This window comes from Shewanella mangrovisoli, from assembly GCF_019457635.1.
Classification (GTDB): domain Bacteria; phylum Pseudomonadota; class Gammaproteobacteria; order Enterobacterales; family Shewanellaceae; genus Shewanella; species Shewanella mangrovisoli.
The window spans coordinates 2,214,867-2,228,186 of record NZ_CP080412.1 but is presented as its reverse complement, the minus strand read 5'-3'; the positions used below and the strand labels follow the sequence as shown (position 1 = coordinate 2,228,186).

General features: G+C 49.7%; 11 protein-coding genes. 4 read left to right on the top strand and 7 right to left on the bottom strand.

Translation table 11 applies throughout. The annotated features are described in order from the left end of the window. The first annotated feature begins 5 nt into the window (after positions 1-5). The gene (locus tag K0H60_RS09800; RefSeq protein ID WP_220058024.1) at positions 6-455 is read left to right on the top strand and encodes a carboxymuconolactone decarboxylase family protein; all 450 of its coding nucleotides are present in this window, start codon (positions 6-8) and stop codon (positions 453-455) included. 205 nt (positions 456-660) lie between these two features. Here K0H60_RS09800 and K0H60_RS09795 read toward each other — a convergent pair whose 3' ends face one another. Genes K0H60_RS09795 through K0H60_RS09785 form a run of 3 tightly spaced genes read right to left on the bottom strand, consistent with a single transcriptional unit; the run spans position 661 to position 2,021 of the window. Next, entirely contained in the window at positions 661-1,176 is a 516-nt protein-coding gene (locus K0H60_RS09795; RefSeq protein ID WP_220058023.1) for a hypothetical protein, read from the bottom strand. A gap of 47 nt (positions 1,177-1,223) precedes the next feature. Next, the gene (locus K0H60_RS09790; protein WP_220058022.1) at positions 1,224-1,700 is read right to left on the bottom strand and encodes a GNAT family N-acetyltransferase; all 477 of its coding nucleotides are present in this window, start codon (positions 1,698-1,700) and stop codon (positions 1,224-1,226) included. Between the two features lie 27 nt (positions 1,701-1,727). Next, the gene (locus K0H60_RS09785) at positions 1,728-2,021 is read right to left on the bottom strand and encodes a YciI family protein (RefSeq protein ID WP_220058021.1); all 294 of its coding nucleotides are present in this window, start codon (positions 2,019-2,021) and stop codon (positions 1,728-1,730) included. 749 nt (positions 2,022-2,770) lie between these two features. On the opposite strand from K0H60_RS09785, the gene K0H60_RS09780 reads away from it, so the two are divergent. Both K0H60_RS09780 and K0H60_RS09775 read left to right on the top strand, forming a co-directional pair. Next, the gene (locus K0H60_RS09780) at positions 2,771-4,366 is read left to right on the top strand and encodes an MFS transporter (RefSeq protein WP_220058020.1); all 1,596 of its coding nucleotides are present in this window, start codon (positions 2,771-2,773) and stop codon (positions 4,364-4,366) included. A 116-nt stretch (positions 4,367-4,482) separates the two neighbouring features. Beyond that, positions 4,483-6,990 carry a glucan 1,4-alpha-glucosidase gene (locus K0H60_RS09775; protein WP_220058019.1) on the top strand — a complete coding sequence of 836 codons (2,508 nt, stop codon included), beginning with the start codon at positions 4,483-4,485 and terminating at the stop codon, positions 6,988-6,990. A gap of 232 nt (positions 6,991-7,222) precedes the next feature. On the opposite strand, the gene K0H60_RS09770 is transcribed toward K0H60_RS09775, so the two are convergent. Continuing rightward, positions 7,223-8,035, bottom strand: coding sequence for an AraC family transcriptional regulator (locus K0H60_RS09770; RefSeq protein ID WP_220058018.1), 813 nt, complete (start codon positions 8,033-8,035; stop codon positions 7,223-7,225). Positions 8,036-8,114: 79 nt separating this feature from the next. Here K0H60_RS09770 and K0H60_RS09765 point away from each other — a divergent pair, with 79 nt between their 5' ends. Then, complete coding sequence (locus K0H60_RS09765; protein ID WP_220058017.1) at positions 8,115-9,503, top strand: SLC13 family permease; 1,389 nt, start codon at positions 8,115-8,117, stop codon at positions 9,501-9,503. A 197-nt stretch (positions 9,504-9,700) separates the two neighbouring features. On the opposite strand, the gene K0H60_RS09760 is transcribed toward K0H60_RS09765, so the two are convergent. Genes K0H60_RS09760 through K0H60_RS09750 form a run of 3 tightly spaced genes read right to left on the bottom strand, consistent with a single transcriptional unit; the run spans position 9,701 to position 13,275 of the window. Then, positions 9,701-10,315 carry a PqiC family protein gene (locus K0H60_RS09760; RefSeq protein WP_220058016.1) on the bottom strand — a complete coding sequence of 205 codons (615 nt, stop codon included), beginning with the start codon at positions 10,313-10,315 and terminating at the stop codon, positions 9,701-9,703. 1 nt (position 10,316) lies between these two features. Beyond that, positions 10,317-11,969 (bottom strand): intermembrane transport protein PqiB, encoded by a 1,653-nt coding sequence (pqiB, locus tag K0H60_RS09755; RefSeq protein ID WP_258405810.1) that lies wholly within the window; start codon positions 11,967-11,969, stop codon positions 10,317-10,319. Positions 11,970-11,991: 22 nt separating this feature from the next. Continuing rightward, positions 11,992-13,275 (bottom strand): paraquat-inducible protein A, encoded by a 1,284-nt coding sequence (locus tag K0H60_RS09750; protein WP_220058014.1) that lies wholly within the window; start codon positions 13,273-13,275, stop codon positions 11,992-11,994. Between the last annotated feature and the right edge of the window lie 45 nt (positions 13,276-13,320).

Here is a 13,320-nt window from a genome sequence, read left to right as displayed (position 1 = left end):
GCTTTATGTCAGAACGTATTCCGCGCCAACAGATTTACCAACTCCAACCCGAGCTCGCCAAGGCACTCATTAGCCTAGATAAAGCAGCCGCTGACTCGGCTTTTTCGCCATTATTGGTACATTTAGTCAAACTGAGGGCATCGCAACTCAATGGCTGCGCGTTTTGTCAGCGAATGCACGCCGAAGAAGCGCGACACGACGGTGAAACCCAGCGCCGTTTAGATTTACTGGCCGCTTGGCACGAAGTCGATGATCTCTTTGATGCACGGGAGCAAGCGGCGCTGCGCTGGACGGAAACCTTAACCCGCGTCGCCCAATCGCCAGTGCACGACAGTGAATACGCCGCGCTCGCCGAGCATTATTCAGAGAAGGAGATTGTCGATCTCACCAGCCTAATTATCGCCATTAATGGTTGGAACCGCATCGCGATCGCCTTCCATCTTCAACCGCTCTAGTCGCGCTAAAATTATCGCAAGCCTGTTCTTCAAAGCCAGCAAGGGCACCTACTCTGGTGCCCTCAATACCAGCACTCGCAGCAGTCATGTTTTGGCGAGCATCCAATATCTAACAGCATTGATCGGCTGACTCAGTAAAGAGGGATAGCAGTTTGGTCAAGGAAATATTGATAGTGACTCACGCTAGATAAGGGATTTTTGTAGCCTAGTGGCACTGTTCGGTCTTTAACCAGAGCATGGCTTCAAATTGGGGTGATGAGGATGGTGTCGTGATAAAAAACTTCTCGATATCGACTGAAGTGATACTTTCGCAGCGCGCACTAAAATCGGCATTCATCTGCTTAACAAAACCTGAGGCGAGAATGGCTTCCTTAAATCCCTCCCGTAGGGCCACCACCTTTGGGTTATGTATATTGCCCGAAGAAGCCAAAGCATCGGCTAACTCCTGAGGGTAATGTCGCTGCAGATAAGTGTGCAACTCGTGCTGAAGACCATCGAACTGTGCAAGGGTTGACACTTGTACCGAACGAATCCACACCGACTTGGGAACTGCGGTAATCGCGTCTTTCAAGCTATCTACACCCGTGCTTGAGGCAAAAATCACCGCGTCATGATCTGCTAATCTTGTCTGCCACTTAAGTGGCTCAGCAACTGTGACTTCTGAAAACAGTGCGACTTGAGAGAACAGTGCGAATAAGACTGCCGTGAAATAACGTTTCATTCGAGATCCTTTCGATTTGTCATTACGTCCATAATCGACAGCAAGGTTTATAACTCCAGCGCTAATTGCAGCATATCCTTATGTTGTAATCCCTGTTCAAACAGAGGTTCGTCGTAATGGGTTAAGAAGTGGTCTTTTATCACAGCCTCGACTCTAAACCCCAGTCGCTGATAATAAGTGAGTTGATACCCAAAGCTACCCGTACCCAACTCCACACGAACCACCGACTTTTTCGCCAATTCAGTTAAGGCAAATGACAGTAACACAGAACCAATTCCCTGCCGCTGATAGTCAGGCCGCACCGCCATATTGAAGATTTCCGCAACCTTATCGCGAATGAGCTTAGCCACACACACGGCCACAATCTCATCCTTATACTTGGCGGCAAAACACCAAGCATTATCCAAATACGCTTCGATACTGGCAGTGGAAGGATCGGCCTCTAACAGCAAGGCCATAGGGACTTGTTGCGCAGGCACCCATTCAAGATCCACAGGCTGCATTAAATTTTGGGTATATTCCATTATGTTTTTAGCTCGTATCCCTACCCTTTAAATCTGCTCAACTAAAGCTTCTAAACCTGCTGCGGCCCGAGTAGGTACAAACTCCACCACCTCAAATTCGGCCACCTCTTCGATATAGAAGGGGTCGAGTTTGACAATGGTTTCAAGCTCGGCGCGATTATCAGCCTTGGCAAGGATCACTCCGCCAGTGCGGGGTACCTTACGACCGGAGGCGATAAAGGTGCCCTTGGCATAATATTCATCGAGATAGGCAATATGGGCCGCCAAATGCAGTTCCACATCGGCCAGCGGTTTTTTGTAGGTTAAGGTGATAACAAACATAGGGTTCCTTAAGGGCGTAATACCAAGCCAGAATGAATATTCAATTGCTCTTGCCACACACGTCAATGGCGGCAAGTCGCTAACGGTCAGTAAAGTCTGGCGACATAGTGATGCATTATGCTTTCGCTATCAATAGCCTAGAAAGATGAGTCTGTTGATTAAATTGAAAATGATCCATGTACTTCCACCAATTAGCAGATTTCAACACATTCCCACTCATCACAACGCGAGTAACCCAATTCCAAGACGCTACACTCATCCCCACCGATGTGATAACAGGATACATCTAGGGTTTAAACCCATCCACACCTCACGTAAAATCCACACACTATTAGTTACAAGGCTGTTTCGCCAGGGTTATCAAGGAATGATGAATACGTATGTAAGCGGTTGTGCGTCAATTGGCGCTGCGGCTACTATAAATTCGCTAGTTTCACCCTCTGCTTGTGGGGTTGAACACTGTGAGGTCGTTTCTGGTGGTTGCCTTTGAGGATAGCTGTCAGGCTTAGGTTCTTTTCTGCTACTGAGCATTTGCATCATAGCGTATGAAAATGAATTTATTGGCGAATATGCTTCTGAGGGAGAGGTATATTCGCCATTTTTTCACCCACACGACCAGGCGGTGATGCATTTTCTGTGGAAGCTAGCACAACACGCGTAAAACTGAGCAAAGGCCATTGAATAGGCCACACATTATAACGATAAATGACTCAAGGCAGCCCCGCTGCCCGCTACTGAAGGGAAGTTGCATGTCCGCGGATCAACAAACGGTTACCCCATTAGAGAATTTCTCGCCCAAGGTGGCGCAACGCGCCGTGCATAAGGTACAACCCGAGCTGAATTTCTGGCAAATCTTCAATATGTGCTTTGGCTTTTTGGGGATCCAATTCGGCTTTGCACTGCAAAATGCCAACGTCAGCCGCATTTTCCAAACCCTTGGCGCCTCTATCGATGATATTCCTATCCTGTGGATTGCCGCGCCGTTAACCGGTCTGCTAGTTCAACCTATTATTGGTTATCTGAGCGATAACACATGGGGGCGCTTAGGTCGCCGCCGGCCGTATTTTTTAATCGGCGCCATTTGTACGACTCTTGCTATTTTTGTGATGCCACATTCCCCTACGTTGTGGATTGCCGCAGGTATGCTGTGGATTATGGATGCCTCAATCAATATCGCCATGGAACCCTTCCGTGCCTTTGTGGGGGATAATTTGCCTCCCAAGCAGCGCACCCAAGGCTATGCCATGCAAAGCTTTTTTATCGGCATCGGCGCGGTTGTGGCTTCAGCCCTGCCCTATGTTCTCAGCAACTTCTTTAATGTCGCCAATACAGCGTCCGCAGGCGAAATAGCCGATTCTGTGCGTTATGCCTTCTATTTTGGTGGCGCAGTGCTGTTTCTCAGTGTGGCTTGGACTGTTATCTCCACCAAAGAATATTCCCCCGATGAACTCGACGCCTTCCATGGCAATGCTGACTCAAGTGCTGAGGAGCAACTACATCGCACTCGTACCCATAAGAATTATCAATTTGCCGCTATCGTTTGGATGGCCGTAGGCGCACTACTGACTCTTGCGGTTTGGGCACAGGATTTAGATAAGCAGCTGTATATTTTAACCTTAGGGATTTTTGCCTTTGGCCCATTGCAACTTTACTGCGCACTGCGTTTAGGCAAATCAACGCCCTCACAACGCGCGCAACTGGGCATTGTCTTTAATGTGGTCGACGATTTATTCCATATGCCGAAGGCCATGCATCAGTTAGCGATAGTGCAGTTTTTCTCTTGGTTCGCGCTATTTGCGATGTGGATTTACACCACCTCGGCGGTGACGTCCTACCATTTTGGCAGCAGCGATGTGTTGTCTAAGGCCTATAACGATGGCGCCGATTGGGTGGGTGTACTGTTCGCCTCCTACAACGGATTTTCGGCCATTGCGGCCCTGTTTATCCCACTGCTTGCTAAACGTATCGGCATCAAACTGACCCACACTTTTAATATGTTCTGCGGCGGTTTTGGCTTGATCAGTTTCTATTTTATTAAAGATCCCAGTCTGTTATGGCTGCCTATGATTGGAGTGGGTATCGCCTGGGCCTCGATTCTCTCCGTGCCCTACGCCATGTTATCCGGCGCCTTGCCGCCGAAAAAGATGGGCGTGTACATGGGGATCTTTAACTTCTTTATTGTGATCCCACAGCTGCTCGCAGCCAGTGTTTTAGGCTTAATTCTTAATGGATTATTTGATGGTCAACCCATCTACGCCCTGATCACCGGCGGCGTTCTGATGCTCTGCGCCGGAATTGCCGTGCTCTTTGTTGAGCAACCGAATACTCAGCACACTCAAGTATAAATCCTACAACTCAGCAAACTTGGCGTTTAGGCGTTTGGGCAACTCAACGCCAAGACGCATAACTTACAACAAGAATAAATCGCAATTAGCACCATCTATTGATTGGGGAGATTTTGATGAATATGGAATCAACAACAGTTAGCAGCTTTTCTGACCGCCGCGACTTAAGCCGTAAGCCGATTGCGCTTGCGATCGCCGCAAGCCTTATTGGCGTTGCCAGCTTAACAGGCTGCTCACCCTCGGCCCCCAATACTGACGTATCCACACCGACCGTCGCCAAATCCGCAAACGTACAGATTGCCCCCGGCGCCCCCGGCAAAGCGCCTACTTGGGCGTTCTCCGGTAAAACAGGGATTGGCACCTCCTATGAGCCTTATACTCAAGGGCAATATCAAGATAGTGCCCAAAATCCCATCAGCCGCGTGTGGTTCTCCGTCGCGCAGGGGATTTTAACCGAAACCATGTACGGCCTTATTCACAACGCTCAACTCAAAGAGTTGCAATTTGTGATCATCGGCAATGGCTTTGTCGATACAGAGAAAGACAACACGATCAGTAGCATTGAATACTTAGATACCGATGCCAATGGCCGCCCACAATCCTTGGCCTATAAGATTATCAATCGCGACGTTGAAGGTAAGTATCAGATAGAAAAACATATCTTTACCGACCCCGACCGCGATACGCTGATGATGCGCGTGACGTTTACCGCCTTTGAAGCGGGCATCACACCGCATTTATACGTTAACCCCCATATCGATAATGCGGGTGCGAATGATATTGGCAGAATCGATCATCAAGCCCTTATCGCTCGCACCGCTGATCCACACAGCAGTGTAATGACGGTGAAATCGGATATCGATTTTGCGCAGGCGACCACGGGCTTTGTCGGTGTATCCGATGGTTTGGCCGATTTAGCCGATAATGGCAAGCTCGATACCCTTTATCAGGCCACCAGCAGCGCCGAAAATCCGACTCAAGGCAACATTGCCTTTACCGCCAGTTATCCCACACTCCAAGCGAATCAACCTCTTAATGTGAATTTGGCGATTGGTTTTGGCCATGATGAAACCAGCAGTTTAGCCAATGCCAATGCCAGCCTAACGTCGGGGTATGATGCTGTGCTGAGCCAATACAACGCCGGTTGGCACAGTTATTTACAATCACTGCCCGCGATGCCTGCTATGGCGCAAAGCACCACAGATAATGGCAAACTGCTGTATACCAGTGCCATGGTACTCAAGGCGCAGGAAGATAAAACCTACGCGGGCGCCCTTATCGCGTCGCTTTCTAATCCTTGGGGCGATACCGTCCCTGCTGTCACCCCCAGCACGGGCTACAAAGCCGTTTGGCCCCGTGACTTTTACCAATGCGCCATGGCATTTCTCGCCATGGGCGATACCCAAACGCCTAAAGTCGCCTTTGAGTACCTTAAAAAGGTGCAAGTGAGCGACAAAACCCCAGGCTTTAGCGGCACACCCGGTTGGTTTTTACAAAAGACCCATGTGGATGGCCAAATCGAATGGGTGGGCGTACAGCTCGACCAAACGGCGATGCCGATCATGCTCGGCTGGAAACTCTGGCAGGCAGGCGTACTCAGCCAAGCGGAACTGAGCCATTGGTATCAAGAGATGTTAAAAGCCGCGGCGGACTTTTTAGTTAGCGGCGGAGAGGTGAATCTCGACTGGAATCACACCCAAATTACGCCACCGAAAACCCAACAAGAACGTTGGGAAGAACAAGCTGGTTATTCGCCTTCCACCACGGCCGCAGTGATCGCAGGCTTAGTGGCTGCGAGTGATATTGCCAAGGCAGTAAACGACAGCGATGCTAGTCAGCGTTATTTAGCGACCGCTAAAACGCTTAATCAACAACTTGAAAAACACTTAGTGACGACCCAAGGTTTGCTCACGGATGGCCAAGGCATTAAGGCGCCTTATTATCTTCGCTTAAGCCCGAATGGTGAGCCAAACACCGCCGAGACACTCGCCGCTAATAATGGTCGAGCGGGATTAGATCAACGCCAGATCCTCGATGGCGGCTTTTTAGAACTGGTTCGCTATGGCGTACGTGGCGCAACCGATAAGCTGATTAATCAAAGTCTTGCGCTGGTGGATAACACCGAACTTGAGGACAATTTACGCCTCAAATACAGCTTTACTGCAAAAGATGGCAGTAGTGTACCCGGCTTTAGACGTTACGGTAACGATGGCTACGGTGAAGATACTGTCACGGGCGCAAACTACGCCGAATCGGGCAGTAATAGCGACAACCAACGCGGCCGCGTCTGGCCCTTCTTCACCGGCGAGCGTGGACATTTTGAGCTGGCCCTCGCCAGCGCCAAGGGAGAGCTAACGGGTACTCACGCGCAGCAAACCAAACAGCAGCTTATCAATACCTATGTGCAAGGGATGGAAACCTTCGCCAACGCGGGTCTGATGCTCCCCGAGCAAGCATGGGACGGTGTAGGTAACGCCACTCGCTACCAATATCAACTCGGCCAAGGCACTAACTCCGCCACCCCGCTCGCCTGGACCCACGCTGAATATATCAAGCTGGTGCGTTCAATGAGCGACGGTCGAGTATGGGATAACTACCCTATCGTCCCAGAAGCGTTGAAATAAATCCTACTCGAGACAATCTAAATGTGTCCTTTAGTGCTGATTAGCACTAAGGGACTCTCTTTGGAAACGCTCTTAAGGGGTTATTTCTAAGGTCTATCTCTAAGATCTACTTCTAAGAGCTATCTCTACGATCTAACCTTAAGAGCAATCTAAAGGAACTATCTTAAAGAACTATCCTTGCAGCTATTTAAAGCAGACTTCTTTGTAACTATTTGATTTAAATATGGTAATTCTACCGCGTGGCTTGCACGCTTTTTTGGGCGTATTCCTGAGGCGTGCAACCAAATAAGGCTTTAAATGCTGCGCTAAAACTACTGACACTTAAATACCCAAGGCTATGGGCCACGCTCGTCGTGCTCTCCCCTTGGGTTAACCGCTCAAGGGAGTTGAGTAATCGGTATCTTTGCCGCCATTGCCTGTAGGTCTGCCCGGTTTCGGCTTTAAAGAGTCGTTCTATGGTTCGAATACTCGCCCCCGCGCTTTGGGCTAATTCGGCCAAGGTATACTCCGCCTGCGGTTTTTTGATCAATAACAGGATCACTCGGCCAAGACGTGGATCCGAGCCCGCATTCAAGTAGGTATTCACACTGTCGAGCGCATCTAACTCGTCTATGGCACTTAAACCCAAGCGAAAATACTTGGCTGGTTCCATTGTGGCGTCTTGGCATAGTTTCAGTACCATTTCACGCATTAGCTGCGTCATTGTAACCATCACCACCTGTGTGTCCTGCACTCTGACGCGATAACTGGGGTCGATATATAAATTGCGAAGATGAGCTTGGGTTTCACAGTTAATTTGATGCCGGCAACCACTGGGGAGCCACACAGCATGGGTCGATGGCACCACCCAAACCGCATTGTCGCTTTGAACCCGTAAAATCCCTTTTGCCGCCCAAAGTAACTGCCCCCGAGGGTGAGAATGGGGTTCGACGCCCATTTCGGCCTCAAGATTGCGCGCATTACTCAATACGGGACGATTTGCATCTAACGTGAATGCAAATTGGCTGGGCGCCAACATTGTCGCTTTAGAAATAACATCTGACACATTACCACCTTAAAACGCCATATTAACTGGGCTATCTTAGGCCGCAATATCAATGCCCGCAATATTAAGGTGATCCCCTATGGGTAAGTTAAGTATTAAAAAATGGCTGGTCTTTAGCGCCATGCTCGTCGCAGTCTTGTTGGCCATGTTTCCACTACAGCAGCACTCTGCACTTTTTTCCTACAGCGCATCGGTCGTACTCATCACCCTGTTATTTTGGAGCACTGGCTTTATTCCGCCCTTTATGGCGGGGCTGATCTTTTTTGCCTTGGCCACCATTTTTAAACTGATCGATCCCAGTGCGTTGTTTTCGGGATTCGGTTCGGCGGCGGTGTGGTTAATTATCTCTGGCTTTGTGATTGGTAGCGCCATTTCAGAGTCGGGCTTGAGTCGCCGCCTCGCCGCCGTTATCGCCCCCGCGTTAACCATGAGTTATCCACGCATGATTGCGGGACTGGTCATCAGCGCGATGCTACTGGGATTTGTGATGCCATCCTCCGTGGGGCGCGCGGTAGTGATGCTGCCCATCGGCATGGCCTTGGCCGAGCAGCTCGGTTTTAGCCGTGGCAGCAATGGCCGAATAGGCATAGCCACCGCCCTAGCACTTGCCTGTAATATGCCAAGCCTTGCGGTGCTGCCCGCCAATATTCCCAACATGATTTTGGCTGGTGCGAGCGAAAACCTGTTTAACGTGCATTTTGGCTATGCTGAATATCTGTTTCTGCACTTTCCAATTTTAGGTCTGCTCAAATCGGCCATCATAGTGGCACTCGTGGTGTATTTGTTTCCGGCCAAGATTGATAAAACCCAGATTGCGGCAACGACGGATATCGAAGCGTATGATGTGGTCAAGCAAGTTAAACTCGCTGTGTTACTCATCATCACCCTGCTGTTTTGGATAACAGACTCATGGCATGGGATTAATCCGGCATGGGTGGGGCAAACGACCGCCATCATCCTCTTGCTGCCGAAATGGGGCATTATTGAGCCAAAGCGTTTTAATCAATCAGTTGATTTTTCAACGGTTATCTTTGTTGCCGCCGCGCTAGGATTAGGCGCCCTAGTCAATCAATCTGGGCTCGGTAGCGCACTCGGCCAAGCATTCAGCCAATACTTACCCTTGTCGCAAGGCGCCTCTTTCCTAAACTTTATGTCCTTATCATTGATATCGACCTTAACCGGATTAGTGGCAACCGTGCCTGGTGTGCCTACGGTACTCACCCCCATGGCTGCCGACTTAGCGAATGCGACTGGGTTTTCTCTGCCCGCGGTATTGATGACCCAAGTGATCGGCTTTTCGACGGTGATTTTCCCCTATCAAGCGCCGCCGCTGATTTTGGCAATGCAACTGTCGCAGGAGTCCCTCGCCCATCTACTGAAAGTCACCTTACCCTTAGCGCTGATCACCTTATTAGTGCTGATGCCGCTCGACTACCTCTGGTGGCAGTTGTTGGGCTGGATAAGCTAACTCTCCCCCAGAAGCATTAATCGGTTTTCCTGCGACAAACGTTAAGATAAAGGCGACATTAAGCAATTTATACTTTGGCCAGTTATGCCAAAGCTCGCAGACCAAAGCCCATATGCCTGAGCTTAGGCAAAAGCTCAGCTTAATATCGCCTTAAGCAGTTATTTTGCCTATTGAGCAGAGGGTAACTCAGTAGGCAGTCACTGAGCTGGCAGTAACAGAGCCGTATGCGGCGGCGCCATTAAGCGGATATCTTCAGCAAGCTGTATTAGGCCTTTATCTAGGCTGCTGACAAGAGCCGGATAACCTTCTTCAGGCAAAGAGACACGATATTGGAACGGCTGCTCACGCAGCACTTGCTGCGTATTATCCATCAGGCGCCACTGCCCGCCCACAACAGCCTCACCTGTATAGCTGCCATAAAATTCAGTCACTATCAGGTCGAGTTGGACGGATTTCGCAGGACTATCGGTTGCTAAGGCCCATCTAGCAGATGCGCTGCATGACTGGCTTAGCAAATTGTTTAATCTCAATTGGATTTGCTCGGCCAGAGAACCTGCCCATAAATGCTGCCTTGCTACGACCAGCTCCTGTGCAGAGGTTTGATAGACCAAACCATGGGTATTGAGATAGTCAGTCAAGTTCACCCGATTAACCGTTAATGAGCACGGCTCGCCAGAACGGATAACGCCACGGCTGGTATCCGTTGTACCTGAAACTGCCGTATGTTGCAGGGCGATAAAATAGGTTTGAGGAGTGGGCTGACTGCTACAGCCCGCCATTAAAAATGCAATCAATAACAGTAAAATACGCATATTAGTTACCTTTAACTGGGATGGGGTCTGCGGGCAGATCTGCCCCTAAAATAAGTGCGTTAGGCTTTTGATTCAGCTGACGCGACAAGGGCGCTAATTCTTTCATTAAGGTTTGCAGTTGCTGCAGACTGGTCTGTAGTTCGGCATAAACGCTCGACTCTGGCCCATATCCCTTCGCCGTCAAGCTTACGGCTTTCAAGGTTTGTTGTATTTCTGCGGGCAGCGACATCATTTCTTGCTGCTGTAACACTTGGTCTAAGCTCGCGCCCACCTTATCCCACTGCACCAATGCACTGGCGGTATTTTGTAGCGTGGTATTCACCTCAGAGAAGGTTTTTTCCAGCGGTAAATTATTGAGCTTGCTGATAAGCTGCCCAACTTGCTTTTGGATCTCAGCCACACCCGCGCGCTGCGTCGGGAATACCGGATAGCCCATAAAATCGGCGGTTTGATAGGGCTTAGCATCGGCGTATAAATCCAGGTCGATAAACAAGGCACCCGTGAGTAAATTGCCGGTTTTCAGGCTCGCCCGCAGACCCGAGTGCAACTCTCGCTCGATTTCAGCGCGTAAATTGTCCAAGCCTACCTGTTCGGCATGCTCAAACACCCGCGCTAGTTCGATTTTGACCAATACGGGAATCGTGCCATGGCTAAAGCGACCAAAATGCGGATCGAGTTGCTGCAAAGTGAGCGGTGATTTCACCACTTCGCCTATGGTGATGCCACGGAACTCTACCGTCGCACCGTCGTGTAATCCACGAATAGACTCATCGAATAACATCACGAATTCTAAGTACTTGTCGTATACGCTTTGGCTCGCAAGCTCCTGTGAGTCATACAACCTAAAATCATGGCCATCCTCTGTGATTTTTGCCCCTGCGAGGCGCCCTTCGGGCAAACGGAAACTCACACCACCAGAGAGCAAGGTTTCGAGCGACCCCACCTGCAGATTTAACCCTTTGGCCGAGAGTTGCATGTTAATGCCAGAGGTCAACCAAAACTGGCTGTTATCCCGAACGAGTTCATCGTAGGGTTTATTGATAAACAGCTGGTAAAAGGCTTCGCGCCGCTCGGTGTTAAAGCCTAAGGTTTCCACTCGGCCGACTCTAAAACCTTCATACAGCACAGGATCGCCCACACTTAACTTACCGGCCTGCGGGCTAGTCAGGGTGATCCGCATCCCCTCCTCGTCGGCCGATGCCACTGGCGGATTGTCCAGCACAGTAAATTCATACTGGGGCGTCGAAGATTTCCCTGGCTCTAGTTCGATATAAGCGCCTGAGAGCAAGGTATCTAATCCCGAGACGCCTTCCATACCAATCCGTGGTTTTACCACCCAAAAACGTGCATCTTGCTTTAACATGCGTTTGGCATCATTTGAAATCCGCGCAGTTGCAACAATGGCGCTGTAGTCATCGCTCAATTTAATGCTTTCTATCACCCCAACATTCACATTGCGGGATTTTAAAAAGGTTTTACCGACTTCTATGCCCTCGGCGGTTTTTAAATGCAGCTGGATTTCGGTCCCTAATTGGCTGAAATAGCTATACAACATCCAGCAGCCAATCATGGCGGCGATGATAGGGATCAACCACACGGGCGAAAGCTGTCTAACCTTAGACTCTTTCGCTCGGATATTTTCATTATTTATCATGTTACTACTCATATTAAATGGGTTATTTTTCGCAGTTGTTGGTGCTGGATTGTCGCCACAGCACGCGAGAATCAAAGGCGATTGCCGACAGCATGGTTAAGATCACCACCATGGCAAAGGACAGGGCCGCAGGGCCGGGTTTAATCGCCATTAGCTCATCGAGCTGGACCAGTGCCGTGAGTAAGGCCACCACAAAAATATCAATCATCGACCAACGACCAATAAATTCAGTCACGCGGTATAGCTGTTGATTTTTAATGGCTTGGTCTGATGAATGGGCCTTACCCGCTTGGCGGAACAAATAAGCCAGAGAAGCGATTTTGGCCGTGGGGATCACTATGCTGGCGAAGAAGATAATTGAGGCCACAGGGTAAGAGCCCAAATGCCATAACAGCACGACACCACTGATAATGGTTGACGCCTCGGTTTGGCCGACGCTGGTGGTGTACATAATCGGATAGAAGTTTGCCGGAATATAAAACACCGTTGCTGCGAGCAAAAATGCCCACGCGGCTTGCATACTGTTTGCGGGTAAGTACTTGTGCACAGCGCCAGCGCAGCGGCTACATTCAGTCGCATCGATGGCATTTAACTGACCACAAATAGGGCAAACGCCATGATTCTGTTGCAGGTGCGACTCACCTCCCCTCACGTACGGCGTTGCGACTCTCGGCGTTAATTGATCCCATACCCATGAGCTGTCGACTAGACTGACAAACTTCACTAGCAGTAAGGTATAAATGCAAAACGCCCAGAAAGAAGGGCCAAAGCCGACTTCTGCCAACGACAGAATTTTCACCATGGCGACTAAGATCCCCACAAGGAACACATCCGCCATTAACCAAGACTCAAAACGAAATACCCACTTGCTAGCGCGTTTAAGCCAGCTCAGTTCAATCGTTCTCCCTTGCTGGACTAAATAGGCCTGTCGATAAATCAGCATTGAAAAACTGATATAAATCAGTGGCAAGATCACCACACACAGTAAGATGACCAAGGCCAACAGACTGTTACTGGCATAGTGCATACTGATCAGCGCCGACCACAGACTCGCCTTTTGGGATAAGCCCTGCACGCTAAAGGATAAGAAAGGAAACCCCAGACTCAGCCCTAGCATGATTAAGGTCGCGGCCCCATAGGCCCAAATCGGCTGAAAGGGAGTGGCCAACACGGACTGCAATCCATGCTGACATCTTGGGCAATGGGTACGATAGCCAGGCTGAGGCTCTGTGTAAGGCGTGACTAAACCACACTCCTCGCAGGCCTGTAACACGCCATCATGGCGGGAATAAATGTTCTGTGACACGGCAACTCCTCACTCTGGTCACGATTAAAGAGGATTATTAGCAAC

Coding starts and splice junctions, on each gene's coding strand:
- K0H60_RS09765 (WP_220058017.1), top strand. CDS start 8,115: ATGGGTAAGTTAAGTATTAAAAAATGGCTGGTCTTTAGCGCCATGCTC.
- K0H60_RS09760 (WP_220058016.1), bottom strand. CDS start 10,315: ATGCGTATTTTACTGTTATTGATTGCATTTTTAATGGCGGGCTGTAGC.
- K0H60_RS09775 (WP_220058019.1), top strand. CDS start 4,483: ATGAATATGGAATCAACAACAGTTAGCAGCTTTTCTGACCGCCGCGAC.
- K0H60_RS09785 (WP_220058021.1), bottom strand. CDS start 2,021: ATGTTTGTTATCACCTTAACCTACAAAAAACCGCTGGCCGATGTGGAA.
- K0H60_RS09780 (WP_220058020.1), top strand. CDS start 2,771: ATGTCCGCGGATCAACAAACGGTTACCCCATTAGAGAATTTCTCGCCC.
- K0H60_RS09790 (WP_220058022.1), bottom strand. CDS start 1,700: ATGGAATATACCCAAAATTTAATGCAGCCTGTGGATCTTGAATGGGTG.
- K0H60_RS09800 (WP_220058024.1), top strand. CDS start 6: ATGTCAGAACGTATTCCGCGCCAACAGATTTACCAACTCCAACCCGAG.
- K0H60_RS09795 (WP_220058023.1), bottom strand. CDS start 1,176: ATGAAACGTTATTTCACGGCAGTCTTATTCGCACTGTTCTCTCAAGTC.
- pqiB (WP_258405810.1), bottom strand. CDS start 11,969: ATGATAAATAATGAAAATATCCGAGCGAAAGAGTCTAAGGTTAGACAG.